We start from the raw sequence: 23,765 nt of genomic DNA on the forward strand, positions 1-23,765 counted from the left end.
AACCCCGGCCTCAGCCGATACACGCAGTATCCGCTATTCTGCCAGAGCACAACGCGCGCGACTGCCATGTCAGACACTCTCCCCATCGGCTTGACCTACCTGTCGCCTGTCGGCAACTACGGTCGACAGAACTCCCAGGCACTGGGCGGCGTCAGCCACCTGTGGCAGGACTTCTTCGCCCGGGCCATGGCCGAGCAGCCGCAAGGGGAAATCGACAGCGTCAGCCAGGCGCTGGTGCAGTACGACAAAGAAAGCGGCGAACCTGTCGGCGGCGCCAGGGCCTTGGCCTTGATCGATGCTCAGCGCGCCCTGCCGGTGCATGACACCGAAATCATCCCTCCCGAGCCGCTGTTCCTGCCCAAGGCGGAGCTCGAGGCCAACCTGCTGGAACCGGCGCCCGAACCCTTCAGCACCGCCGAGCTGATCACCCAGCAGCGCGACCTCGACATCAGCAACAGCTGGCTGCGTCCGGTGGTCATGAGCCAGGGCCATCCGATTGCCGAGCCAGGCCCCGCGCCATCGCCTCGCCCACTGTTCCTGCCGATCGCCGAACTCGAGAAGAACCTGCTCGATCCGGCGCCAGAGCCATTCGACGAACCGACCCTGGCCAAGCAGCAAAACGACCTGGAATTCGACATCCATTGGGCCCGCCCAGTGGTGTTGAACAACGTCCGCGCGTACGCCTGAGAACGCTGGCTAGCTGGCTGACACCGGGAGTGCCGGGCTACGTTGCAATCCCCTACTGCACGGGTTTTCAGCGGCGAAACAGATCATTGAGCTGAGCAAATGGCATCGCCTGATCGCCATAGCCGAACGTGCCCTGGTCGCGGATTTCCAACGCTGCGCGCTGGAAGGCACCCAGTGCGGCGCGAGCCAGCGACGAACCGACACTGATGCGCCTCACGCCCAGGTCCTGCAACTGGTTGACGCCAAGCGGCACCCCCGGCATGCCCATCAGCACGTTTACCGGCTTGGGCGCCACGGCCTGCACCACCGCGCGAATCTCATCGACGCTGCGCAGCCCAGGCGCATACAACACATCGGCACCGGCGTCGGCATAGGCCTGCAGGCGCCGAATGGTGTCGTCCAGGTCCAGCTTGCCGTGCAGCAGGTTCTCGGCACGGGCGCAAAGCGTGAACGGAAATGGCAGTTGACGAGTGGCTTCCACGGCTGCGCGCACGCGTGCCACGGACAGGTCGAAGTCGTAGATCGGCGCCTCGCTGCGGCCACTGGCATCTTCGATCGAACCGCCCACCAGGCCGGTTGCGGCAGCGCGCAGGATCGTCTGCGCACAGTCCTCGGGCAAATCGCCAAAGCCGTTTTCCAGGTCTGCCGCCACCGGCAGCGGCGTGGCATCCACGATGGCCTGGGCATTGGCCAGGGTTTCCTCGAGGCTCAGGGCGCCTTCGGCATCCGGGCGCCCCAGGCTGAACGCCAGTCCCGCACTGGTGGTGGCCAATGCCTCGAAGCCAAGGGCCGCCAGCATCCTGGCCGAGCCTGCATCCCATGGATTGGGAATGACGAATGCGCCATCGCGCTCATGCAGCGCCTTGAAGGCTTCGGCTCGCAGGGTTTGCACATCCATGGTTCAACCTCCGGCAGATGAAGAGAGTGTCGTCAGAGTAGCCCTAGCTGTTCGACCTCGGGCGCGCGTGGCAATTCCGGCAACGCGGCCAGCCCGGGCAGGCGTGCCATCAGGCGCTGGTGGAAATGCTGGGCAAGCGCTGCCGCCATGCGGTTGTCGGCGGTGTGCAGAAACACATAGGGGCTACGGCCCTCTTCGATCCACGCCGCCACTTTGTCGACCCAGGGGGTAAGGAATGTTTCGTTGGCCGCAAGCTCAGGGTGGCCGATAAAGCGCACCTGCGGATGCTGGCTGAACGCACACGGGCGCGGCGGCACCTTGGGCTTCTTGGACTGCGCATGCAGCACACCAGGCTCACGGGATGTGCAACTGAACAGAGCTCGCGGGTCCAGGCAGATGCGCTCGACACCCCGCTCATGCAACAGCCGATTGAGCAGGCGTTCTTCGTCTCCACGGGCGAAGAACGCATCGTTGCGCACCTCAACGGCAACCGGCACGCCAACTTCATCCAGAAAATAGGCCAGCTCACCCATGCGCGAGGGCCCGAACTGTGCCGGCAACTGCAGCCAGTATGGGGACACGCGCTCCCCCAACGGCGCCATCAAACGCGTGAAGTCGATCGCCGAATCAAGTTGTGCGCGCAGATCCCCGGCATGGCTGACATCGCCCGGAAACTTGGCCGTGAAGCGAAAGCCCGCCGGCATGATCTGCGCCCAGCGCTCTACCGTCGCAGGCGCTGGCCGGGCATAGAAGGTGGTGTTGCCTTCCACGGCATTGAATACCTGGCTGTACAAACCGAGGAACTCAGCGGTGCGGGCATCGGCGGGATAGAGATACTCACGCCAGGCGTTTTCGCTCCAGGAGGGACAACCGAGAAAGTAGGGCTGGGGGGACGGAATCATCCGTCAAATGTACAGGTCCAGCCCCAGCACTTCCATATCCCAGTCGGTGAAGCCAGCGGTGGTCAGGTAGCTGGCCAGTGCCGTGGAGGTACGCCGGTCACGGGCGCGGGGGAAGATCAGGTCCTGCTGGCGGGCCGGCAGGTTGCCGCTGCGACGGCTGGCGCGGCTGGCTTGTTGTTCGGGCTCTTCGATGATCTCGGCGTCGTCGATCGCTTCGTCACGCACCGGCGCTTTGCGCGGCGGGCGCTTGATGGGGTAACTCTGCGAGGAGAAGCCGTCGATACGCATGGCGTGGCACTCAGGATCAATGATGGCAATTTAGCAGCATCAGAGATCCATCGCTAATGCCCGAACGATAACTGGACCACAGTTCGCGCAAAAGGTTTTATCGTGAACGGCGATAGCCGACGAACGACCTCAGCGTGCCTTGGGCGTAGCGACATTATCGCGCAGATATACCGGTTGCGCCTGCTCGGCGGCGACCGCTTCGCCACGGGCCCAGGCATGGGTGGCCAGGGTGAGGATATCCAGGGCATTGGGCAGTGCAGCGGCATCGCTGGCAGTGGCCTGCACCGCCAAACGCTCGGCCAGGCTCCAGCCAGTACCGGCACCGAACCACTCGCCAGCCAGGCCTTCAGGCAAGCTGACGCGCTCGGGCGCCACCACCACTTCCTGGCCGACCAGGCGCATCTCGCCCTGCTCCGCCCGATAGCAACCCCAATACACCTCGTCCATGCGCGCATCGATGGAGGCGGCGACCTGCTGCACACCATGCTCGCGCAACGCGCCCTGGGCCAGCGCGGCCAGGTTGGAGATCGGCAACACCGGGCGCTGCAGGGCGAAGGCCAGGCCTTGGACCACACCGATGGCGATCCGCACGCCGGTAAAGGCGCCCGGGCCCCGGCCAAAGGCGATGGCATCCACGGCGCTCAGCGCCACGCCGGTATCGGCCAGCAACTGCTTGATCATCGGCAGCAGCTTCTGCGCGTGCAGGCGCGGGATCACCTCGTAATGGCTGGTCACCTTGCCGTCATGCAGCAGGGCGACGGAACAGGCTTCGGTGGCGGTATCCAGGGCCAGCAAGGTGGTCATCGAACGCGGTTTCCAAGGGACAGGGGAAAAAGAGCGGCAGTATAAACGACAACGGCCCGCAAGCGGGCCGTCGTGACGCACGGTGCTGAATCAGCTCAGGGCTGCCAGCACCTTGGCGGTGATCGACTCGACCGAGCCGACGCCTTCGATATGGCTGTACTTCGGCTTGCCGGCGTTGGCGGCCGACAACTTCTGGTAGAAGTCCACCAGCGGCTTGGTCTGGCTGTGGTAGACCGACAGGCGATGACGCACGGTTTCTTCCTTGTCGTCGTCGCGCTGGATCAGGTCTTCGCCGGTGACGTCGTCCTTGCCTTCCACTTTCGGCGGGTTGTACTGAATGTGGTAGGTGCGGCCCGAGGCCAGGTGTACGCGGCGGCCTGCCATGCGGCCGACGATCTCTTCGTCGTCCACGGCGATTTCGACCACGGCGTCGATGTCGACACCGGCGGCGACCATGGCTTCAGCTTGCGGGATGGTGCGCGGGAAACCGTCGAACAGGCAGCCGTTGGCGCAGTCCGGCTGGGCGATGCGCTCCTTGACCAAGCTGATGATCAGCTCGTCGGAGACCAGTTGGCCGGCATCCATGACTTTCTTCAGTTCCAGGCCCAGCGGGGTGCCGGCCTTGACGGCAGCACGCAGCATGTCGCCGGTGGAGATCTGGGGAATACCGAACTTCTCGGTGATGAACTTTGCCTGAGTACCTTTACCGGCCCCGGGAGCTCCCAGCAGAATTACACGCATCTTGTGCTCCTCATATTTTTCTATGCAAATCAACGGATTCGGCGCACAAGGCCAACTCCGGAAAATCGGTCGAGACCGCAAAATCGGTCCAAAGGCTGCTCAAGATACACAGCCCCCGCCCCCCCGACAAGCGTCCCAACCGGGCAGCAAAGTGTCCGTCGCAGCCCAGCAGGGCCCCGGTTGCGCCCAGCGCAACCAGCCCTCGTGTTCACGGTCGGCAGCCGCTGGCTTGCCGACCGCAGGCACGGGTTGAGCGCCTCAACCGGTATTGCGCAAACCGGCCGCGATGCCCGCCACGGTGACCAGCAGAGCCTGCTCCAACGGGCTGTCCAGAGCGGCTTCGCGGTTGCGCGAGCGGGCCAGCAGCTCGGCCTGAAGGCGATGCAAGGGGTCGAGGTAGGTGTTGCGCAGACGGATGAATTCCAGGGTTTCGGGGCTGTGCGCCAGTAGCACCGACTGCCCGGTCAGGCCCAGCACCACCTGGCACGACTGCGACAATAGGTCGCGCAGGTGCGCACCCAATGGCAGCAGCTGCGGTTGCACTAGACGTTGGTCGTAGGCCTCGGCGATCTGCGCATCGGCCTTGGCCAGCACCATTTCGAGCATGTCGATGCGGGTGCGGAAGAACGGCCATTGCTCGCGCATCTGCGCCAGCAGCTCGCCCTGGCCACGGGCCAGGGCATTGTTCAGCGCCGTTTCCCAGCCGAGCCAGGCCGGCAGCATGAGACGGGTCTGGGTCCAGCCGAAAATCCAGGGAATCGCCCGCAAGCTCTCGATACCCCCGGCACGCCGCTTGGCCGGGCGGCTGCCCAGCGGCAGGCGGCCAAGTTCCTGCTCCGGAGTGGACTGGCGGAAGTACTCGACAAAGTCGGGGTTCTCCCGCACGACGCCGCGGTAAGCCTTGACCCCGTCGGCGGCCAACTGGTCCATCAGCGCGCGCCAGGCCGGTTGCGGCGGTGGGGGCGGCAGCAGGGTCGCCTCCAGTACCGCGGCCAGGTAGAGGTTGAGGTTCTGCTCGGCGATCCCCGGCAGGCCGAACTTGAAGCGGATCATCTCGCCCTGCTCGGTGGTCCGGAAGCGCCCGCCCACCGACCCCGGCGGCTGCGACAGGATGGCAGCATGGGCCGGGCCGCCACCGCGCCCGACCGTACCGCCGCGGCCATGGAACAGCAGCAGTTCGACCTGGTGTTCGCGGCAGATGCGCACCAACTGTTCCTGGGCGCGGTACTGCGCCCAGGCCGCCGCCGTGGTGCCGGCGTCCTTGGCCGAGTCGGAGTAGCCGATCATCACTTCCTGCGGCCCATGCAAGCCGGCGCGGTAGCCCGGCAGTCCGAGCAGACGCTCCATCACCGGCCCGGCGTTGTCCAGGTCGGCGAGGGTCTCGAACAACGGCACCACACGCATCAGCCGGGTCAGCCCGGCTTCCTTGAGCAGCAGTTGCACCGCCAGCACATCGGAGGCCGCGCCGGCCATGGAGATCACATAGGAGCCCAGCGAGGCAGCAGGCGCAGCGGCGATCTCGCGGCAGGTGGCAAGCACTTCGGCGGTATCGGCCTGGGGCTTGAAGTGCCCGGGCAGCAACGGGCGGCGATTTTTCAGCTCAGCCTGGAGGAACTCGATGCGCCGCGCTTCGTCCCATTCGGCGTAGCGCCCGAGCCCCAGGTAATCGGTGATTTCGCTCAGCGCATCGCGGTGGCGGGCGGCATCCTGGCGCACGTCCAGGCGCACCAGGAACAGGCCGAACGTCACTGCCCGGCGCAGGCAGTCGAGCAACGGCCCGTCGGCAATCACGCCCATGCCGCACTCATGCAGCGACTGGAAGCACAGCTCCAGTGGCGCGATCAGGTCGCGGTTGTCGACCAGCACGGCAGCGCTGGCCGGTTGTGCAGCCGCCAAGGACGCCTGGGCCCAGGTACGGGTGGCGCGCAGGCGGTCACGCAGTTGCTTGAGCACCGCGCGGTAAGGCTCGGCGCTGTCACCGACCTGTTCGCGCAGGGCCGCGCTGGCCTGCTGCATCGACAACTCGGCGGCCAGGTTTTCGATATCGCGCAGGAACAGGTCGGCGGCCATCCAGCGTGCCAGCAGCAGCACTTCGCGGGTCACGCTGGCGGTGACATTGGGGTTGCCGTCACGGTCGCCCCCCATCCACGAGGCGAAGCGGATCGGTGCACTCTCCAGCGGCAGGCGCAGGCCGGTGGCCTGGAACAGCGCCGCATCGACCTTGCGCAGGTGGCCGGGGATGGCCTGCCACAGTGAATGCTCGATCACCGCGAAGCCCCATTTGGCTTCGTCCACCGGCGTGGGGCGGGTGCGGCGGATCTCCTCGGTGTGCCAGGCCTCGGCGATCAGCCGGCGCAGGCGCTCGCGTACCTGCCCGCGCTCGTCGGGGCTCAGGTCGCGGTGGTCCTGGGCTGCCAGTTGCGCGGCGATGGCGTCGTATTTCTGAATCAGGGTACGGCGGGCCACCTCGGTGGGGTGGGCGGTGAGCACCAGCTGGATATCGAGCTTGGCCAACTGCCGGGCCAGTGCATCGTCGCTATGCCCGGCCGACTTGAGCCGGGCCAGCAGTTCGGGCAGTACCTGCGCCTCGAAAGGCTGCGGCTGGTCGGCATCGCGACGGCGAATCAACTGGTACTGCTCGGCGATGTTGGCCAGGTTGAGGAACTGGTTGAAGGCCCGCGCCACGGGTAGCAGGTCCTCCTCGGCCAGGTCGCCCAGGGTCGAGCTGAGCTTTTCACCCTCCACGAGCCGGTCGGCCTTGGCGCTGTGGCGGATGTCCTCGATTTTCTGCAGGAACGCCTCGCCATGCTGCTGGCGGATGGTCTCGCCAAGCAGCTCCCCCAAAAGATGCACATCCTCGCGCAAACGCAGATCGATATCGCTCATCGGGCCTCTCCACTCCAGGAAACAGCAAGCCCCAAGAGTGCCGACTCCAGGCCGCGCCTGGCAAGCCGGGCGCGGGCAAAGCAACTAAAGTGAAGAGTGGTCATCCGAAGCAATGCCACTTTCGAGGCTTTGACAGAGGTCATCATGAAAATCCGCGAACTCGCCCAGCACTGGGAACAGAATGCCGCCGGACGCCTGAGCCCCACCGGGCATGTCCTGCACCTGGACATGGAAGCTGAAGCGCGCCTGGCCGCGCTGACCGAGATGTACCCCAAGCGCAGCCCTGAAGCGCTGCTTGGCGAACTGGTCGCCGCCGCGCTCGAGGAGCTCGAAGCCAGCTTCCCGTACATCAAGGGCCGGCAGGTGATCGCCACCGATGAGGAAGGGGATCCGCTGTACGAGGACATAGGCCCGACACCTCGATTCCTTGCGCTTTCGCGCCGTCATCTGGCTGCACTCGGCAGCCCAGGTAAAAACGAACGCCACTAGCCCTCCCCTACCTGCGGGCCTTGTTCCATAAGGCCCGCATACCTCCCCGGCAGCGCAAAGTTCCGCACTTTTCGCGCTGACCAATCAGTCAGAAAAAAACATCGTTAGCACAGCAATTTTTCTGAACTATCCAAAAAACGCCTCGGTCACAGCCAGTAGCCATCACGGCAAAACCCTGCAAACACGGGCGTTGCAGCGCACGCCTTGGCTGGGGAACAACGATGGACCGGTCGCGGACATCGTCGTTAACAGGAGTGACCCAATGGAGTTGACCACCATGAAGACCCGCATTGCAAAACCCTCCACCACTCACCTGCGCGGGCTGAAGCTGGCCGCACTGGCCCTGGGCGGCAGCCTGGTACTGGCCGGTTGCGCCGGCAAGCCGCCCACCGAGCAGTATGCCGTCAGCCAGTCGGCAGTGAATGCTGCGGTCAGTGCCGGCGGTACCGAGTTCGCGGCAGTGGAAATGAAAGCGGCCCAGGACAAGTTCAAGCAGGCCGAGATTGCCATGCACGACAAGCAGTACGACCAGGCCCGCATGCTCGCCGAACAGGCCGAATGGGATGCCCGTGTCGCTGAACGCAAGGCCCAGGCCGCCAAGGCCCAGAAGGCTGTGCAGGATGCCCGCCAGGGTGTCCAGGACGTACGTGAAGAAGGCCTGCGCAGCGCCGAATAGGCCTGCTGCGCCCCCGAGCCTTCGCTAACGATCAAAGGATGAACACTATGCGCAACTACGTCATGATTCCCGCCCTGCTGGCCCTGAGTGTCGGCCTTGCCGCCTGCTCCCACGACCCGAACGCCAACCTCGAATCGGCCCGCACCAACTTCTCGGTACTGCAGAGCGATCCACAGTCGAGCAAGGTGGCCGCCCTCGAAACCAAGGACGCCCAGGACTGGCTGAACAAGGCCGACAAGGCCTATATGGAGCGTGAGGACAGCAAGAAGGTCGACCAGCTCGCCTACCTCACCAACCAGCGCGTCGAAGTGGCCAAGCAGACCATCACCCTGCGCACGGCCGAGGCCGAGCTGAAGAACTCCGCCGCGCAACGCGCCCAGGCCAAGCTCGATGCCCGTGACGCGCAGATCAAGAAGCTGCAGGACAGCCTCAACGCCAAGCAGACCGACCGCGGCACGCTGGTGACCTTCGGCGACGTGCTGTTCGACTTCAACAAGGCCGAACTCAAGAGCAGCGCCTACCCCAACGTCACCAAACTGGCGCAGTTCCTCCAGGAGAACCCGGAGCGCAAGGTGATCGTCGAGGGCTATACCGACAGCGTCGGCTCGGCCAACTACAACCAGAGCCTGTCCGAGCGCCGCGCCGGTGCCGTGCGCATGGCGCTGGTACGTGCCGGGGTGGACCCAGCGCGCATCGTCGCCCAGGGCTACGGCAAGGAGTATCCGGTGGCCGATAACGGCAGCAACTCAGGCCGTGCGCAGAACCGTCGGGTTGAGGTGACCATCTCCAACGATAACCAGCCGGTAATGCCGCGTGCGGTGAGCCAAGTCCAGTGAGGACTGCTGGCTGAATGAAAAAACCCGCCTGATGGCGGGTTTTTTCATGCTTGGCCTTTGGTCAAAAGCACCTTTAAAGACACCTTCCAAAGCACTAGAATCACTCAACCATCCTTCAAGACAAATGGGTTGATACAACTATGACCTTCCACGTCCTCGCCGATCTGGCAGCATCCATCACCGACCTCAAGAAAGACCCAATGGGCACTATTCGCGAAGCGCACGGTGAAACCGTGGTGATCCTCAATCGGAACGAGCCTGCCTTCTACGCAGTACCGCCGGAGCGCTACGAGGCGATGATGGACCTGATTGATGACATGCAACTGGCAGAGCTTGTGCGCCAGCGAATGGGTGACCCCACTATCAGAGTGGACATCGATGAGCTCATCGCAGAAGTGGGAAAAGGAAAAGACCTACAAGCTTGATTTTACCGCCCGGGCATACAAGGAGCTGTTCAAGCTCCCCGAACAGTTCCAGTCTCAGTTGGTCAACAAACTCAAAGAGCGCCTGAAGAACCCCAGGGTCGAGAAGGATAAGCTCTCCGGGATGCCGGACTGCTACAAAATCAAACTGAAGTCAGCGGGTTACCGTCTCGTTTACAGAGTCATCGACGAGCAAGTGGTGGTGCTGGTTATTGCAATTGGCAAGCGGGAGCGAGGCGACATCTACAAGACCGCGCAATCGCGATTGCAGTAGTGCCTCAATAACGCGAGCATGCCCCCGCCCGATCTGACATGAATGATGGGCTCAACCACTCACTGCACTTTTTGCGGCGTTTCCTCGCCCATGCAGCGCACCGCGCGCTTGCGGTTGTCCACCAGCACACCGGTCAGGCCCTTCTGCTGGGTATCGAACAGCACCAGCACGCCATCCAGGCATTGCGCCACCTGCGGCGCCGGATCCAGCGAGACCTTGTAGTCCTCGCCTGGAATGGTCTTGAGCATGGTGAAGTCCTGCAGCAACAGGGCATCTTCAGGCTTGGCGAAATGCAGGTAGCCGTAATACCAGAGGGCCCCCACCGTCACGATGATGCTGCCGACGCCGGTCAGGATCAGCGGGATGGCGTTGCGTTCTTCACTCATTGCTTGTTCTTCTCGTCAGGGTAGTTGGGTACTTCGGCCAGGCGGCGCAGGCCGTTGAAATGCGCGGGGTCGTCCAGAAAACGCAGCATCACCTGGCGCCAGGTCGGGTCGGCGAAGGTCTGCACATGGCCGCCGCGGGTCAATTGCAGCACCCGCGGGGGCGGTGCGTGCTGGTACAGGCGAATGCCGTTGTCCAAGGGCACCAGCCTGTCATCGATGCTGTGGAAGAACAGCTTGGGCGGGCTGGCCAGCTGTTCGATGGAGCGGATCGCGCTGTCGCCGTCGGGTACCAGCCACGACAGCGGCACCTGCAGCGGCCAGGTCATCCACGAGGTACCGAGGGCATAGCGACCCACCGCCCGGTAACTGGCCGGCACACCGTCGAACACCAGCGCCTCGAAGCGCTCGCGCTGCTGCGGGTGCGCCGCCAGGTAATGGATGGCCATGGCGCCGCCGAGGCTCTGGCCCAGCAGCACCAATGGCTTGCCCTGCACCTCGGGCGCACGCTCCAGCCAGGCCATGGCCGCCGCGATGTCTTCATAGACCTCAGGCAAGCTGGCCTTGCCCTGGGACAGGCCATAGCCTCGGTAGTCGATCATCAGCACCTGGTAGCCCTGCTCCGGCAGCCAGTAGCTGCCACCCAGGTGGCCCGCCAGGTTGCCGCCGTTGCCATGCAGGTGCAGCACCGTGCCCTTGACCTCGACACCGGCCTTGGCCGGCAGCCACCAGCCGTGCAGGCGAACGCCGTCAGCGGTGGTCAGAGTGACATCGCGGTAGTCGAGCTTGGCCCGCTCGGGGGTGAACGGCTGACCGCGCTCGGGGTAGAACAGCAGGCTGCTGCAGCCACTCAACAGCAGCAGCCCGAGGCCGAAGGCGAGGTGACGGCAGGCGTCAGAGAATGTTCGCGTAGTCGGCTTCAATGCGGTCCAGGCTCAAGTGGTTGAGGAAGTTGGAGAAGCACATCCAGGCCGACAGCGCGTTGAGGTCGCGGAACTGCTCCGGGAGGTACTTGGGTGGCTCCACCAGCCCTTCTTCGACCAGCTGGCGCAAGGTGCGCATGTCTTCCAGGGTGGTCTTGCCGCAGAACAGCAACGGGATCTGCTCCAGCTTGCCCTTCTTCACGGCCAACTGAATGTAGTTGTAAACCATGATGAAGCCCTTGAGGTAGGACAAGTCCTTGGTGAATGGCAGGCCATTGGGTACCGAGCCGCGGAACACCCGGCTGGCGTTGCTGTAGCTCTGCCCCATCTCGAAGCCCTGGCCACGGAAGAACTCGTATACCTGCATGAAGTCCGCGCCCTCCTCGACCATGTGGATGGCCCGGGTGCGGTTGGTGAGCTTGCGCAGGCGGCTGGGGTAGGAGGCGAAGGCGATCACTTCCATCAGGATGGCCAGGCCCTCCTGGGTCACCGTGGACGAGGGTGGGCCCTTGGCCAGGAAGGTGCAGATCGGCTGGTTCAGGCCATTGAGGGTGGTGCCGACATGCACCAGGCCTTCGTGGACCTCCAGGGCGCGCACGTCGCGGTTGTTGAACATGGCGTCGGCGCGCACCTTGATATAGTCGGCGCCGGCCGCCGCGTCGGCGACGATGCCGTCCGACTCGAATACGCGAATGGTTTCCTCGGCCTCGCCGAACACCTTGTTCAGGCGGCGCTGGAGGATCTCCACCGCCTCCTTCGCCGTGAGGTTCTTCGGCTCGTCCTTGAGATCGCCACGGCCGTCAATGTTGTTCAGGTAATCCGAGAGCATCAGCCCCAGGTCGGCGAGGGTCGGGTCACCGGCATGGAAAGCGTCGGAGGCCGCGCCGTACAGCTCCTGGGAAATCAGCCCGAAGTCCTCGGTGCCGCGCGCTTCGAGCATGCGCACCACCATGCGGTATTCCTTGCACATGCGTCGCATGATCTGCCCGACCGGGTTGAACTGGCCAAGCTGGCGGGTGATGTCACGCTCGATGTTCTGGAACTCGGCCTTTACCGCGCTGGAATCGAACGACAAGGGCCGGCTCTGGTAGTAGGCACGGTCCACCGCGGGTGGTTCCTTGCCCTTGGCCTTGAGGAAACCCTGGCGGATGCCGTCGTCCCATTTCACCGCATCGAGCACGCGAATGGGGGTTTGCGCGGCCACGATGCGGTCGGACAACGTACGTATGGTCTGCTGGTACTCGTCCACCTGAGGACTCCTTTGTCGAGCCTATCGCGGGGCAAGCCCGCTCCCACGGGTTCGCGACAGGCCGGTACGGTAGCTCTATTTGCCGGAGCGCTGAAAGCGCGCCACCTCGACGAACAGGTCGGAGTTGGCCGGATCGTCCAGGTACGCCAGCACACGCGCCGACGGGCTGTCGATCAACACACCCTCGCCATTCTCTTCGGGGACTTCGATGCTTCGCCCACTCAGTTCCTTCTTGTCGACGGCCTGCTGCACCTGCTCGACATCGAGGTTGTAGACCACCAGTTCCTTGCCTTCGACGATATCGAATCCGCCAATCAGGAAGTTGCCCCCCAGCCGCTTGGGCACACCGGCCGACATGTACCAGCGGTTGCCATGGCGCGACACCGTGAACACGTACTCTTCAGGGGCCTTGCCCTTGGCGGTCGCCACCGCCTTGTAGGCATCGCCGCCGCTGCGGCTGATCGTGAGTTTCAGTGACTCACCCCAGGCGTCCTTGCTGCTCCACTTGCCGAGCAGGGCCTTGGGCGCTGCCTGATTGCTCGGCAGCGGTTCATGGAAGGCCACCAGACAACCGCCCAGCAAGAGGAATGACAAGGTCAACAACACCACACGCCAGGCTTTCATCGGGTTCTCCTTGAGAATTCGTGCGCAGCTCAAGCCGAAGCCAGCACCATCTGCAGGTATCGGACAAGGATAGCGAGCATCTGCTCATCGGCCTGCGCATTCGCGTCCTTGAGCAGGCCCTGATATTCCATCTGCTCGATTATCGCCGTCAACATCTGCGCATCCTGCTCAGGCTGGCGCGAGCCGACCACCTGGAGCATCTGCCGCGCGCCGTGCAGCAGGATCTGCTCATGGGCGCACACCAGTTCGGCCAGGCGCGGGCACAGCAGCGCTTCCTGGCGGAAGGCCTGCTCGGCCATGAGGAAGTCGCGACGGTTGTGCAGTTGGCGGGTCACGTAGTCGGCGGTCATGCGCGCCACCTCGTCGGCCAGGCGCGCCCGCGCCTGCGGGCTGCCATCGCCCTGGGCGAGCAACTGGCGCAGCACGCCTTCGGTGTTGGCCCAGAGCTTGGCCATATAGGCGGCGCTGCGCTCGACGTACTGGGCGAAGGTATCGGCCAGCAGGTCCTGGATGTCCTTGAAGTAGTAAGTGGTGGCCGACAGCGGCACGCCGGCCTCGGCGGCCACGGCACGGTGACGCACACCGCGCACACCGTCGCGCACGACGATGCGCATGGCGGCGTCGAGGATCTGCTGGCGGCGCTGCTCGCTGCCCTGGCGGGCGGTCTTGCGCCCTTGGTACTGCACGCTTTCGGCGACGGCGGTGGCGATGCCGGCGGCGCCTTGTGGGGCCATTGCGGGAGTCACTCTGGTTTACCTCATGAACAATGGGTTGCCTGTACCGGCCTCATCGCGGGGCAAGCTCGCTCCCACGTTACACCACTGGGCCTGAGGGTTGTGGTGGTGGGAGCGGGCTTGCCCCGCGAAGAGGCCGGCACTGACGACATAAAGCTTCAGGCATGAAAAAGCCGCCTCGAAAGGCGGCTTGTTCAGGACACTCAGGCCTGCGGACGCATGTGCGGGAACAGGATCACGTCGCGGATCGACGGCGAGTTGGTCAGCAGCATGACCAGGCGGTCGATACCGATGCCTTCACCAGCGGTCGGCGGCATGCCGTACTCCAGGGCGCGAACGAAGTCTGCATCGTAGTGCATGGCTTCGTCGTCACCGGCGTCTTTCTCGGCCACCTGGGCCAGGAAGCGCTCGGCCTGGTCTTCGGCGTCGTTGAGCTCGGAGTAGGCGTTGGCGATCTCGCGGCCACCGATGAACAGCTCGAAGCGGTCGGTCACGGATGGGTTGTCGTCGTTGCGACGGGCCAGTGGCGACACTTCGAACGGGTACTCGGTGATGAAGTGCGGCTGCTCCAGCTTGTGCTCCACCAGCTCTTCGAAAATCATCACCTGCAGCTTGCCCAGGCCCTCGTGGCCCAGCACCTTGGCACCGGCCTTCTTGGCGATGTCGCGGGCGCGGTCGACATCCTGCAGGTCGGCAGCGGTCAGCTCAGGGTTGTACTTGAGGATCGAGTCGAACACCGACAGGCGCACGAACGGCTCGCCGAAGTGGAACACCTTGTCGCCGTAAGGCACGTCGGTAGTGCCCAGCACCAGCTGCGCCAGCTCGCGGAACAGCTCTTCGGTGAGGTCCATGTTGTCGTTGTAGTCGGCGTAGGCCTGGTAGAACTCGAGCATGGTGAACTCGGGGTTGTGCCGGGTCGAAACGCCTTCGTTACGGAAGTTGCGGTTGATCTCGAAGACTTTCTCGAAACCACCGACCACCAGGCGCTTGAGGTACAGCTCCGGGGCGATACGCAGGAACATGGCCATGTCCAGCGCGTTGTGGTGGGTTTCGAACGGCTTGGCCGCGGCGCCGCCGGGGATGGTCTGCAGCATCGGCGTTTCGACTTCGAGGAAGTCACGCTCGATGAGGAACTTGCGGATGTGCGAGATCACCTGCGAGCGCACACGGAAGGTGTGGCGGGTTTCCTCGTTGACCATCAGGTCGACGTAGCGCTGGCGATAGCGCTGCTCGGTGTCGGTCAGGCCGTGGTGCTTGTCCGGCAGCGGGCGCAGCGACTTGGTCAGCAGGCGCACGTTGGTCATTTCGACGTACAGGTCGCCCTTGCCGGAACGGGCCAAGGTGCCTTCGGCGCTGATGATGTCGCCCAGGTCCCAGGTCTTGACCGCGGCCAGGGTGTCTTCGGACAGGGTCTTGCGGTTGACGTAGACCTGGATGCGACCGGTCATGTCCTGGATAACCATGAACGAGCCACGGTTGAGCATGATGCGGCCAGCCACCTTGACCGGGATCGCGGCTGCTTCCAGCTCTTCCTTGGTCTTGTCCGCGTACTGTTTCTGCAGGTCGTTGCAGTAGCTGTCGCGACGGAAGTCGTTGGGGAAGGCGTTGCCCTTGGCGCGCTCGGCGGCAAGCTTTTCCTTGCGCAGCGCGATCAGGGCGTTTTCTTCCTGTTGCAGGTCTTGCGATTCGGTCTTGAGGTCGCTCATGTCGTCATTCTTTCCATCAGGTATTCGTTGCCTCACGCGGGTGAGGGATCGCGGGGCAAGCCCGCTCCCACGGGTTTGCCGCCGCTTGGATGCTTACAGCCCCTGCTTGAGGCTCGCTTCCAGGTACTCGTCGAGGTCGCCGTCGAGCACCTTCTGGCAGTCGCTGCGCTCTACGCCGGTACGCAGGTCCTTGATACGCGAGTCATCGAGTACATAGGAGCGGATCTGGTGACCCCAGCCGATGTCCGACTTGCTGTCTTCCAGGGCCTGCGAGGCGGCGTTGCGTTTCTGCATTTCCAGCTCGTACAACTTGGCCCGCAGCATTTTCATGGCGGTGTCCTTGTTGGCGTGCTGGGAACGTTCGTTCTGGCAGGCCACCACGGTGTTGGTCGGCACGTGGGTGATACGCACCGCCGAGTCGGTGGTGTTGACGTGCTGGCCACCGGCGCCGGAGGAGCGGTAGGTATCGATGCGCAGGTCGGACGGGTTGATCTCGATCTCGACCTTGTCGTCGATCTCGGGCGAGACGAATACCGCCGAGAACGAGGTGTGGCGACGGGCGCCGGAGTCGAACGGGCTCTTGCGCACCAGGCGGTGCACGCCGATCTCGGTGCGCAGCCAGCCGAAGGCATACTCGCCCTTGATGTGCACGGTGGCGCCCTTGATGCCGGCGACTTCACCTTCGGACAGCTCGATGATGGTGGCATCGAAACCGCGCTTGTCGGCCCAGCGCAGGTACATGCGCAGCAGGATGTTGGCCCAGTCCTGGGCCTCGGTACCGCCGGAACCGGCCTGGATGTCCAGGTAGGCGTTGTTCGGGTCCATCTCACCGCTGAACATGCGACGGAACTCGAGCAGGGCGAGGGATTCCTCCAGCCCTTGCAGCTCGGTCACGACATCGCTGACGGCGCCTTCGTCACCTTCCTCGACGGCCATGTCGAGCAGGTCCTTGCAGTCGCCCAGGCCGTTGGACAGTTTGTCCAGGGTCTCGACGACCTGCGCCAGCATGGCGCGCTCGCGGCCCAGTGCCTGCGCGTACTCGGGCTTGTTCCAGACGGAGGCGTCTTCCAGCTCGCGGTTTACTTCGACCAGACGATCATGCTTGTGATCGTAGTCAAAGATACCCCCGAATAGACTGGGAACGCTCGGTGAGGTCCTTGATGGTGTTCAGGATCGGTTGGATTTCCATGGGCGGGCAGCTCTCGTGCGAATTCGGTGAAAAGCCCGCGAGTATAACCGAGTCCGCGCCATGACGGCAGACCCGCCGGGCAGGCGCCGCAATCGGCCATGCATGGCCCTGTAGGAGCGGCCTTGTGTCGCGAAAGGGCTGCAAAGCAGCCCCGGCGATCTCTGTGTGATCGGCAAAAATCGGGGGCCGCTACGCGGCCCATCGCGACACAAGGCCGCTCCTACAAGGGATGGCGTCAGCGTGAAGTGTCGCGTTCAGGCAATGCCCACCTGGTTACGGCCGTTGTTCTTGGCCTGGTACAGCCCCTTGTCCGCCGCCGATATCAGCTGCCGGCAATGGCTGCCAACGGCCGGCGTCTGGGTGGCCAGGCCGATGCTTACGGTCAAGTGCGAGCCGTGCTCGGGCACCGTGTGGGCAATGTTCAAGCCCATGATGGTCTGTCGCAACTTCTCGGCAATCAACCGCGCCCCGCCTGGAGAGGTATTGGGCAGCACCAGGGCGAACTCTTCGCCACCGTAACGCGCCGGCAGGTCACTGGGCCTCGAGCAGCAACCACGAATGGCTTCCGCCACCTGGCGCAAGGCCTCATCACCGGCCAGGTGGCCGAAACTGTCGTTGAACGCCTTGAAGTAGTCGACATCGATCATCAGCAGCGACAGTTGCTGCTGCTCACGAATGGCCCGGCGCCACTCCAGCTCCAGGTACTCGTCGAAGTGGCGGCGGTTGGACAGCCCGGTCAGGCCGTCGGAATTCATCAGCCGCTGCAGCATCAGGTTGGTGTCAAGCAACTGCTGCTGGCTCACGCGCAGGGCGCGGTAGGCCTCGTCGCGCTGCAGCAACGTCAGGTACGAGCGCGAGTGGTAGCGGATACGTGCCACCAGCTCGATGGTGTCGGGCAGCTTCACCAGGTAGTCGTTGGCCCCGGCAGCGAAGGCCGCGCTCTTGACCAGCGGGTCTTCCTTGGTCGACAGGACGATGATCGGGATGTCCTGGGTGGCCGGGTTGTTGCGGTACTCGCGCACCAGGGTCAGGCCGTCGAGGCCCGGCATGATCAGGTCCTGGAGGATTACCGTGGGCTTGATCCGCATGGCCTGGGCCACCGCCTGGTGCGGGTCGGCGCAGAAATGGAAGTCGATGTTCTCTTCATGGGCCAGGCCACGGCGCACCGCTTCGCCGATCATTGCCTGATCGTCCACCAGCAGGACCATCGCCGCGCCTTCGTTGATGGTCGTGAAACCTTCGATCGGTAGATCATTCATTGCTGGTCACCCGGTCACGGCCCGCCAGGCGGCGCGCCTCAATACTTGTCGTCATTTCGAAAAGAGTTCCGTCAGTCGCCCGGCGATGCGTTCCAGCGGGCGGATTTCCACTGCGGCGTCGATGGCCGCAGCGGCCTTGGGCATGCCGTATACCGCACTGCTCTGCTGGTCTTGGGCAATGGTCAGAAAACCCTGCTGACGCATCAGCTTCAGGCCCTGGGCGCCATCGCGTCCCATGCCGGTGAGCAGCACGCCCACCGCGTCGCCCGACCAGTAGCGCGCCACGCTTTCGAAGAACACGTCGATCGAAGGCCGGTAGATTTCATTGACCGGCTCGGCAGTGTAGGCCAACTGGCCGTTGTGCAGCAGGCGGATATGGTGGTTGGTGCCGGCCAGAAGGACCTGCCCCGGCTGCGGTGGCTCGCCTTCGCGGGCCAGGCGGACCGCCTGGCCGCTCGCCGTGCTGAGCCATTCGGCCATGCCGCCGGCGAATACCTGGTCGACGTGCTGGACCAGCACGATGGCCGCCGGGAAGGCCTTCGGCAGCCCCTTGAGCAACACTTCCAGTGCCGCCGGCCCGCCAGCCGACGAGCCGACGAGCCGATGGCCACCAGGCCACGGCGCTGGGACGCCTCCCGCAAGGGGGTACGCACCGGCTGCGGGGCGCTGGGCCGCTGCTGGCCGATCAGCCAACCGATATTGAGGATCTTGCGCAACAGCGGCGCCGCCGCCTCACGGGCATCGCCCGCGCCCAGTGCCGGCGTGTCGACCACGTCCAGGGCCCCATGGCCCATGGCTTCGAATACCCGGTGCACGTTCTGCTTGCGGTCGACCGTGACGATGACGATGGCGCACGGGGTCTCGGCCATGATCCGCCGGGTCGCCTCGACACCGTCCATCACCGGCATGATCAGGTCCATCAGGATCAGGTCCGGGAGCTGTTCGGTACAGCGTTGCACCGCCTCGGCGCCGTTGCCGGCGACCCACACCACCTCATGCGCCGGCTCGAAGGCCAGCGCCCGGCGCAGGGCCTCCACAGCCATGGGCATGTCATTGACGATGGCGATCTTCATCCCTGGGCACCTCCGATCAGCTCCTCTACGGCGTCCAGCAACGCATCGTCATGGAAGCTGGCCTTGGCCAGATAATAGTCGGCGCCGGCATCAAGTCCACGACGCCGGTCTTCTTCCCGGTCCTTGTACGACACCACCATGACCGGCAGCGATTGCAGGCGCTGGTCGCGACGCACCAGGGTGACCAGCTCGATACCGTCCATGCGCGGCATGTCGATGTCGGTGATCAACAGGTCGAAGTCATCGCTGCGCAGGGCGTTCCACCCATCCATGCCATCCACCGCCACGGCCACTTCGTAGCCACGGTTGCCGAGCAGCTTGCGTTGCAGTTCGCGCACGGTGAGCGAGTCATCGACCACCAGCACACGCCGGCGCGCAATGCCCCGGCCGTGCTGGCCGCCACGTTCGATGCGCTCCAGGCGGCCGGTGCTGAGCAGCTTGTCCACCGAGCGCAGCAGGTCCTCGACATCGATGATCAGCACCACCGAGCCATCGTCCAGCAGGGCGCCGGCCGAAATGTCCTGGACCTTGCCCAGGCGCGGGTCGAGGGGCATCACCACCAGCACCCGCTCGCCGATCAGGCGCTCGACGGCCACGCCGTAAAGCTGGTCGCGCTCGCGAATCACCACCACCCGCAGGTTCTGGCCCGCGTCCTGTGCCGCCGGCCGGTTGAGCAACTGGCTGGCGGCGACCAGGCCGATATGCCGACCCTCGTGCCAGAAATGCTGGCGCCCTTCGATCTGCACGATGCTTTCGGCCGGCACATCGAGGGTGCGCTCGATATGCGCCAGCGGGAAGGCATAGGCCTCGCCGCCCACCTCGACCACCAGGCTGCGCACCACCGACAGGGTCAGCGGCACCTCCAGGTGGAAGCAGCACCCCTGCCCCGCCACCTGGGTCAGCTCGATCGAACCGCGCAGCTCGCGGACCATGTGCTGCACCGCATCCAGGCCAACCCCGCGCCCGGACACTTCGGTGACCGTATCGCGCAGGCTGAAGCCGGGCAGGAAGAGGAAGGTGAGCAGCTCGGCTTCGCTCATCTGCGCCACGGTTTCGGCCGGCGACAGCGCGCGCTCGACGATGCTGCGGCGCAAGCGCTCAAGGTCGATGCCAGCGCCATCATCGGTCAGTTCCAGAATCAGCAGCCCGGCCTGGTGCGAGGCGCGCAGGCGCACCGTGCCTTCGTCGGGCTTGCCGGCCAGCAGGCGCCTTTCGGGCAGCTCGATGCCATGGTCGACGGCGTTGCGCAGCAGATGGGTCAGCGGCGCTTCGAGCTTTTCCAGCACGTCGCGATCGACCTGGGTCTTCTCGCCTTCGACCAGCAGCCGCACCGGTTTACCCAAGGAGCGCCCCAGGTCGCGCACCATGCGGCTCTGACCGGTCAGCACATCGGCGAACGGGCGCATGCGGCAGGCCAGCGCGGTGTCGTACAGCAACTGGGCGCGCTGGCTGGCCTGCCAGCCGAATTCGTCGAGGTCGGCAGCCTGCTGCAGCAGGATCTGCTGGGTTTCGGCCAGCAGTTGCTGGGTCTGGGCCAGGGCGTCGAGCACTTCCGGACCCTGGCCGCTGTCTTCGAGCTGCGCCTTCAGCCCGTCCAGAGCGCGCATGCCCTGGCCGTGCATGCGCTTGAGGCGCTGCAAGGTGGCGAGATAAGGCTTAAGGCGCTGGGTTTCGACCAACGACTTGCTCGACAGGTCGAGCAAACTGTTGAGCCGATCGGCCGTGACCCGCAGCACGCGCTCGCCACCCTCGCCACCACGCTTGCCGGCCCTCGGCCGGACAACCGGCTCGGCTTCGGCCTCGACGATCGGTTCTGGCTCAGGCTCCATGGCCGGCGGCGGCGCGACCATGGCTGGCGGCGTTGCAGCCGGCAACGGCGGCGCCACCTGGGTGGCCAACGGCGGCGAATCCAGCAGCCCGGCCATCTGGGCGAGGAACACCGGCACCAGGCCTTCGCCTGCCGGGTCGCCCGGCGTGGCGATGCGCATCAGCAGGTCAGTACCTTGCAGCAGCGCGTCGATATGCTCCGGGCGCAGCAGCAGGCGGCCCTCCTGGGCGGCCACCAGGCAGTCTTCCATCACGTGGGCGACGCTGACGCCGGCATCGATGCCGACGATCCGCGCCGCGCCCTTGAGCGAGTGGGCCGCACGCATGCAGGCCTCGAGCTGGTCAGGCTGGCCGGGGTTGCGCTCCAGTGCCATCAGGCCGGCACTGAGCACCTGGGTCTGGGCTTCGGCTTCCAGGCTGAACAGCTCCAGCAAGGAAGCGTCGCGCATTTGCTCCGGGGTCATGACAGGCTCCGCTTCACGGCTTGCAGAAGGTGTTGTTCATCCAGGACCCGCACGCTGCGGCCCCGCCACTGCAGCACCGCAGCAGTGAAGTGGGCGGTATCGCTGCCCTCCTGCAGGTGCCCAGGGTCCAGCCGGTGGATGCCATCGATCTCCGCCACCGGCACCACCACCGGGCCGCCTTCGGCCGCCAGGATCAGCATGCGCGGCATGACCCGCCCACTGCGCTCGATGCTGGCCTCGCCCGGCACGTTCAGCAGGTCCGCCAGCGACAGGCACGGCACCAGCGCACCGCGCACGTTGGCCACCCCTTGCAGTACCCGCGAGCGTTGATGCGGCAACGAATGCACCGGCTGCAGCGGGGCGATTTCGGCGAGGCAGGCCGTGGCCAGCGCCAGCCATTCCTCACCCAGCCGGAACAGCAGCATGGAGCGACCGACTGCGCACTCGGCCGGCGGCAGTGTTTCGTCCTGTTCGTCGAGCACCTGCGCGTAGCGATCCAGCAAGCGCGTGGCTGCCGCCGCATGCACCTCGCAATTGCGACAGTGGATGTGCCGCTCCAGCAGCGGGCACTGCTTGTCGCCGTGCACGCCGATGCGGTTCCAGCAATCGTCGATGGCCTGACCATCGTCATGGGCGATCAGTTGCATGTCGTATCCCGCGCTCATCGTTCAGCCTCCCGGCCGGCCCGCGCCGCGCGCTCCTGCAGGCGTCGGGCGCCCGCCTCGTCACCTTGCGAGGCCAGCAGGGCAGCCAGGTGCATCAGCGCCTCCGGGTGCTGGGGCTGCAGGTACAACGCCTTGCGGTAATGGGTGATGGCCTGCGTGGCATCGCCCTCGGTATCGCTGAGCAACCCCAGCCAGTAGTAGACCTGCGCCTTGGGTTCGAACTGGCGCAGGTAGCGCTCGCAGTCGCTGCGGGCTTGTTGGCTGTCGCCGGCGTTGGCGTGCCGGGCGATGGCGGCCAGCAGTTGCGCTTCGTTTTCACGCGGCTCGGCAGCCACTGGGGGGGCCATCAACGGTCTTGCCGGGCGCTGGGGCAGCGTGACCACCTTGGGCAATGGCGGCGCCAACGGGCGCATGGCCGGCAAGGGTTTGTCCGCTGGGGCCGGCACGGGGTCTGTCTGACGCACATAGGCGAACGACTGAGGGATCCCCAGAGGCCGCATGCCCAAGCGCGCCAGCAGGCTGCCCTCGGCCGGGCCGATGAACAGCACGCCCTGGGCGTGGGTAAGCTGCTTGAGCACCTCGAACACCCGTTGCTGGGTGGGCACATCGAAATAGATCAACAGGTTGCGGCAGAACACGAAGTCGTACTGGCCGTCACGGGCCTTGAGCGCCGGATCCAGCACGTTGCCGACTTTCAGGCTGACCTGCCGGCGCACCCGCTCGTTGAGCTGGTGGGCCTCGGCGGTTTCGTCGAAATGCCGCTCGCGGAAGGCCAGTTCGCTGCCACGGAACGAGTTGCGCCCGTACAACGCCTGCTCGGCCTTGGCCACCGAATTGGGGCTGATGTCGATACCATCGACAGCGAAGGCTTGCGCCGCGACCCCGCCATCGAGCAGTGCCATGGTGATGGAATAGGGCTCTTCACCGGTCGAACACGGCAGGCTGAGGATGCGCAACGGCCGGGCACCGGCCAGTTCGGCCACGCGCTTGTGGGCCAGGTCCACCAGCGCGGTAAAGGACTCGGGGTAACGGAAGAACCAGGTTTCGGGGACGATGACCGCCTCGATCAGGGCCTGCTGCTCGGCCGTGGACTGTTGCAGGCGCAGCCAGTAATCGTCCAGGTCGGTGGCCTGCAGGGCAACGCAGCGCTGGCGCAAGGCCCGCTCGATCATCGGCGCCCCGACCGACTCCACGTCCAGGCCGATACGCTCCTGCAGGAAGCGGAAGAACCGTTGCCCGGTCATGTCGGCACCTGCCCGGCTTCGCTGGGGTACAACAACTGGCGGACCGTGGCCGGCAGCAGGTCGTCGACGCAAATACGCTGCACCAACCCTTGCGCGTCCTGGCGCACCGGCCCCAGGTAAGGGGCCTCGGCGTTGTCCAGGCCATAGGGCTGGAACTCCTCGGGCCGGCAACGCAGGGTCTCGGTGGCCTGCTCCAGGATCAGCCCCAGCTGCAGCTCGGGGCGCTGCGGGTCGCCACGGTAGTGCACCAGCACCAGGCGGGTGCTGCCGCGCGAGACGGCCGGAGCGCCGAAGCTCAAGGCAGACACATCGATCACCGGCACCAGCGCGCCACGGTGGGCGAGCACGCCGACCACCCAGGCCGGGGCCTGGGCAATGGGCTTGAGCGGGCGACGCGGCAGTACTTCGATCACTTCGCGCACGTCCAGGGCGAAGCGCTGCGCGGCGATGCGGAACTGCAGGTACAGCGCGCCCTTGGCGGTGGCCGCGCGGTCCTCACGGGGGGACAGGTCGGTCATCGGC

The 23,765-nt window shown here is 65.1% G+C and carries 24 protein-coding genes and 1 pseudogene; 6 read left to right on the forward strand and 19 right to left on the reverse strand.

All coding sequences use genetic code 11. The annotated features are described in order from the left end of the window. Positions 1 to 66 precede the first annotated feature (66 nt). Complete coding sequence (locus F6X61_RS08545; RefSeq protein ID WP_153786237.1) at positions 67 to 687, forward strand: energy transducer TonB; 621 nt, start codon at positions 67 to 69, stop codon at positions 685 to 687. A gap of 67 nt (positions 688 to 754) precedes the next feature. Here the strand turns inward: F6X61_RS08545 and F6X61_RS08550 are convergent, their stop codons facing one another. From F6X61_RS08550 to ppc, 6 genes are all read right to left on the reverse strand, one after another. Beyond that, positions 755 to 1,585, reverse strand: a complete 831-nt coding sequence (locus F6X61_RS08550) for an oxaloacetate decarboxylase (protein WP_153786238.1) — start codon at positions 1,583 to 1,585, stop codon at positions 755 to 757. Positions 1,586 to 1,617: 32 nt separating this feature from the next. After that, entirely contained in the window at positions 1,618 to 2,487 is an 870-nt protein-coding gene (locus F6X61_RS08555) for a DUF72 domain-containing protein (RefSeq protein WP_153786239.1), read from the reverse strand. Positions 2,488 to 2,490: 3 nt separating this feature from the next. Continuing rightward, positions 2,491 to 2,775, reverse strand: a complete 285-nt coding sequence (locus F6X61_RS08560) for a hypothetical protein (RefSeq protein ID WP_153786240.1) — start codon at positions 2,773 to 2,775, stop codon at positions 2,491 to 2,493. A 129-nt stretch (positions 2,776 to 2,904) separates the two neighbouring features. Next, on the reverse strand, positions 2,905 to 3,579 hold the full coding sequence (gene tsaB / locus F6X61_RS08565; protein WP_153786241.1) for a tRNA (adenosine(37)-N6)-threonylcarbamoyltransferase complex dimerization subunit type 1 TsaB: 675 nt from the start codon (positions 3,577 to 3,579) through the stop codon (positions 2,905 to 2,907). A 90-nt stretch (positions 3,580 to 3,669) separates the two neighbouring features. Next, positions 3,670 to 4,320, reverse strand: coding sequence for an adenylate kinase (gene adk, locus F6X61_RS08570; RefSeq protein WP_028691565.1), 651 nt, complete (start codon positions 4,318 to 4,320; stop codon positions 3,670 to 3,672). 258 nt (positions 4,321 to 4,578) lie between these two features. Next, entirely contained in the window at positions 4,579 to 7,206 is a 2,628-nt protein-coding gene (gene ppc, locus F6X61_RS08575) for a phosphoenolpyruvate carboxylase (RefSeq protein WP_153786242.1), read from the reverse strand. Between the two features lie 144 nt (positions 7,207 to 7,350). Here ppc and F6X61_RS08580 point away from each other — a divergent pair, with 144 nt between their 5' ends. From F6X61_RS08580 to F6X61_RS08600, 5 genes are all read left to right on the forward strand, one after another. Then, positions 7,351 to 7,695: a pilin assembly protein gene (locus F6X61_RS08580; protein ID WP_153786243.1), complete on the forward strand. Its 345-nt coding sequence runs from the start codon at positions 7,351 to 7,353 to the stop codon at positions 7,693 to 7,695. A gap of 262 nt (positions 7,696 to 7,957) precedes the next feature. Continuing rightward, positions 7,958 to 8,371, forward strand: a complete 414-nt coding sequence (locus F6X61_RS08585; RefSeq protein WP_153786244.1) for a DUF4398 domain-containing protein — start codon at positions 7,958 to 7,960, stop codon at positions 8,369 to 8,371. Positions 8,372 to 8,418: 47 nt separating this feature from the next. Then, complete coding sequence (locus tag F6X61_RS08590) at positions 8,419 to 9,207, forward strand: OmpA family protein (RefSeq protein ID WP_153786245.1); 789 nt, start codon at positions 8,419 to 8,421, stop codon at positions 9,205 to 9,207. A gap of 140 nt (positions 9,208 to 9,347) precedes the next feature. Continuing rightward, on the forward strand, positions 9,348 to 9,632 hold the full coding sequence (locus F6X61_RS08595) for a type II toxin-antitoxin system Phd/YefM family antitoxin (RefSeq protein ID WP_153786246.1): 285 nt from the start codon (positions 9,348 to 9,350) through the stop codon (positions 9,630 to 9,632). After that, positions 9,586 to 9,903 carry a type II toxin-antitoxin system RelE/ParE family toxin gene (locus F6X61_RS08600; RefSeq protein WP_153786247.1) on the forward strand — a complete coding sequence of 106 codons (318 nt, stop codon included), beginning with the start codon at positions 9,586 to 9,588 and terminating at the stop codon, positions 9,901 to 9,903. The genes F6X61_RS08595 and F6X61_RS08600 overlap by 47 nt, the downstream gene beginning before the upstream one ends. A 59-nt stretch (positions 9,904 to 9,962) precedes the next feature. Here the strand turns inward: F6X61_RS08600 and F6X61_RS08605 are convergent, their stop codons facing one another. The 13 genes and pseudogenes from F6X61_RS08605 to F6X61_RS08665 form a co-directional block, all read right to left on the reverse strand. After that, positions 9,963 to 10,289 (reverse strand): hypothetical protein, encoded by a 327-nt coding sequence (locus F6X61_RS08605; protein WP_153786248.1) that lies wholly within the window; start codon positions 10,287 to 10,289, stop codon positions 9,963 to 9,965. Continuing rightward, positions 10,286 to 11,209 (reverse strand): alpha/beta hydrolase, encoded by a 924-nt coding sequence (locus F6X61_RS08610; RefSeq protein ID WP_153786249.1) that lies wholly within the window; start codon positions 11,207 to 11,209, stop codon positions 10,286 to 10,288. Before F6X61_RS08610 ends, F6X61_RS08605 begins: the two co-directional genes overlap by 4 nt. Next, positions 11,181 to 12,458, reverse strand: a complete 1,278-nt coding sequence (locus tag F6X61_RS08615) for a flavohemoglobin expression-modulating QEGLA motif protein (RefSeq protein WP_125857653.1) — start codon at positions 12,456 to 12,458, stop codon at positions 11,181 to 11,183. The genes F6X61_RS08610 and F6X61_RS08615 overlap by 29 nt, the downstream gene beginning before the upstream one ends. Before the next feature lie 75 nt (positions 12,459 to 12,533). Continuing rightward, positions 12,534 to 13,082 carry a hypothetical protein gene (locus F6X61_RS08620; RefSeq protein WP_153786250.1) on the reverse strand — a complete coding sequence of 183 codons (549 nt, stop codon included), beginning with the start codon at positions 13,080 to 13,082 and terminating at the stop codon, positions 12,534 to 12,536. Positions 13,083 to 13,111: 29 nt separating this feature from the next. Further along, on the reverse strand, positions 13,112 to 13,816 hold the full coding sequence (locus F6X61_RS08625; RefSeq protein WP_153786251.1) for a TetR/AcrR family transcriptional regulator: 705 nt from the start codon (positions 13,814 to 13,816) through the stop codon (positions 13,112 to 13,114). A gap of 203 nt (positions 13,817 to 14,019) precedes the next feature. Continuing rightward, positions 14,020 to 15,522 carry a lysine--tRNA ligase gene (lysS, locus tag F6X61_RS08630; protein ID WP_153786252.1) on the reverse strand — a complete coding sequence of 501 codons (1,503 nt, stop codon included), beginning with the start codon at positions 15,520 to 15,522 and terminating at the stop codon, positions 14,020 to 14,022. A gap of 93 nt (positions 15,523 to 15,615) precedes the next feature. Then, positions 15,616 to 16,711 (reverse strand): peptide chain release factor 2 gene (gene prfB, locus F6X61_RS08635; RefSeq protein WP_153786253.1). Its coding sequence is split into 2 segments (ribosomal slippage): positions 15,616 to 16,638 and positions 16,640 to 16,711, totalling 1,095 coding nucleotides; the frame shifts between segments, so codons are not numbered across the junction. Between the two features lie 254 nt (positions 16,712 to 16,965). Beyond that, positions 16,966 to 17,970 carry a PleD family two-component system response regulator gene (locus F6X61_RS08640; RefSeq protein ID WP_153786254.1) on the reverse strand — a complete coding sequence of 335 codons (1,005 nt, stop codon included), beginning with the start codon at positions 17,968 to 17,970 and terminating at the stop codon, positions 16,966 to 16,968. 51 nt (positions 17,971 to 18,021) lie between these two features. After that, positions 18,022 to 19,043: pseudogene (locus tag F6X61_RS08645) on the reverse strand (chemotaxis response regulator protein-glutamate methylesterase). Continuing rightward, positions 19,040 to 21,334: a hybrid sensor histidine kinase/response regulator gene (locus F6X61_RS08650; RefSeq protein WP_153786255.1), complete on the reverse strand. Its 2,295-nt coding sequence runs from the start codon at positions 21,332 to 21,334 to the stop codon at positions 19,040 to 19,042. Before F6X61_RS08650 ends, F6X61_RS08645 begins: the two are co-directional and overlap by 4 nt. Then, a complete protein-coding gene (locus tag F6X61_RS08655; RefSeq protein ID WP_153786256.1) occupies positions 21,331 to 21,999 on the reverse strand; it encodes a chemotaxis protein CheW in 669 nt (222 codons plus the stop codon). Before F6X61_RS08655 ends, F6X61_RS08650 begins: the two co-directional genes overlap by 4 nt. Then, on the reverse strand, positions 21,996 to 23,243 hold the full coding sequence (locus tag F6X61_RS08660) for a protein-glutamate O-methyltransferase CheR (RefSeq protein ID WP_153786257.1): 1,248 nt from the start codon (positions 23,241 to 23,243) through the stop codon (positions 21,996 to 21,998). Before F6X61_RS08660 ends, F6X61_RS08655 begins: the two co-directional genes overlap by 4 nt. Continuing rightward, positions 23,240 to 23,761, reverse strand: coding sequence for a chemotaxis protein CheW (locus F6X61_RS08665; RefSeq protein WP_153786258.1), 522 nt, complete (start codon positions 23,759 to 23,761; stop codon positions 23,240 to 23,242). Before F6X61_RS08665 ends, F6X61_RS08660 begins: the two co-directional genes overlap by 4 nt. Between the last annotated feature and the right edge of the window lie 4 nt (positions 23,762 to 23,765).

This window comes from Pseudomonas sp. EMN2, assembly GCF_009650555.1.
In the GTDB taxonomy this organism is placed as follows: domain Bacteria; phylum Pseudomonadota; class Gammaproteobacteria; order Pseudomonadales; family Pseudomonadaceae; genus Aquipseudomonas; species Aquipseudomonas sichuanensis.

Excerpts from the sequence above, each read along its gene's own strand:
- F6X61_RS08545 (WP_153786237.1), top strand. The coding sequence starts at position 67 with ATGTCAGACACTCTCCCCATCGGCTTGACCTACCTGTCGCCTGTCGGC.
- F6X61_RS08550 (WP_153786238.1), bottom strand. The coding sequence starts at position 1,585 with ATGGATGTGCAAACCCTGCGAGCCGAAGCCTTCAAGGCGCTGCATGAG.
- F6X61_RS08555 (WP_153786239.1), bottom strand. The coding sequence starts at position 2,487 with ATGATTCCGTCCCCCCAGCCCTACTTTCTCGGTTGTCCCTCCTGGAGC.
- F6X61_RS08560 (WP_153786240.1), bottom strand. The coding sequence starts at position 2,775 with ATGCGTATCGACGGCTTCTCCTCGCAGAGTTACCCCATCAAGCGCCCG.
- tsaB (WP_153786241.1), bottom strand. The coding sequence starts at position 3,579 with ATGACCACCTTGCTGGCCCTGGATACCGCCACCGAAGCCTGTTCCGTC.
- adk (WP_028691565.1), bottom strand. The coding sequence starts at position 4,320 with ATGCGTGTAATTCTGCTGGGAGCTCCCGGGGCCGGTAAAGGTACTCAG.
- ppc (WP_153786242.1), bottom strand. The coding sequence starts at position 7,206 with ATGAGCGATATCGATCTGCGTTTGCGCGAGGATGTGCATCTTTTGGGG.
- F6X61_RS08580 (WP_153786243.1), top strand. The coding sequence starts at position 7,351 with ATGAAAATCCGCGAACTCGCCCAGCACTGGGAACAGAATGCCGCCGGA.
- F6X61_RS08585 (WP_153786244.1), top strand. The coding sequence starts at position 7,958 with ATGGAGTTGACCACCATGAAGACCCGCATTGCAAAACCCTCCACCACT.
- F6X61_RS08590 (WP_153786245.1), top strand. The coding sequence starts at position 8,419 with ATGCGCAACTACGTCATGATTCCCGCCCTGCTGGCCCTGAGTGTCGGC.
- F6X61_RS08595 (WP_153786246.1), top strand. The coding sequence starts at position 9,348 with ATGACCTTCCACGTCCTCGCCGATCTGGCAGCATCCATCACCGACCTC.
- F6X61_RS08600 (WP_153786247.1), top strand. The coding sequence starts at position 9,586 with ATGAGCTCATCGCAGAAGTGGGAAAAGGAAAAGACCTACAAGCTTGAT.
- F6X61_RS08605 (WP_153786248.1), bottom strand. The coding sequence starts at position 10,289 with ATGAGTGAAGAACGCAACGCCATCCCGCTGATCCTGACCGGCGTCGGC.
- F6X61_RS08620 (WP_153786250.1), bottom strand. The coding sequence starts at position 13,082 with ATGAAAGCCTGGCGTGTGGTGTTGTTGACCTTGTCATTCCTCTTGCTG.
- F6X61_RS08625 (WP_153786251.1), bottom strand. The coding sequence starts at position 13,816 with ATGGCCCCACAAGGCGCCGCCGGCATCGCCACCGCCGTCGCCGAAAGC.
- lysS (WP_153786252.1), bottom strand. The coding sequence starts at position 15,522 with ATGAGCGACCTCAAGACCGAATCGCAAGACCTGCAACAGGAAGAAAAC.
- F6X61_RS08640 (WP_153786254.1), bottom strand. The coding sequence starts at position 17,970 with ATGAATGATCTACCGATCGAAGGTTTCACGACCATCAACGAAGGCGCG.
- F6X61_RS08650 (WP_153786255.1), bottom strand. The coding sequence starts at position 21,334 with ATGACCCCGGAGCAAATGCGCGACGCTTCCTTGCTGGAGCTGTTCAGC.
- F6X61_RS08655 (WP_153786256.1), bottom strand. The coding sequence starts at position 21,999 with ATGAGCGCGGGATACGACATGCAACTGATCGCCCATGACGATGGTCAG.
- F6X61_RS08660 (WP_153786257.1), bottom strand. The coding sequence starts at position 23,243 with ATGACCGGGCAACGGTTCTTCCGCTTCCTGCAGGAGCGTATCGGCCTG.
- F6X61_RS08665 (WP_153786258.1), bottom strand. The coding sequence starts at position 23,761 with ATGACCGACCTGTCCCCCCGTGAGGACCGCGCGGCCACCGCCAAGGGC.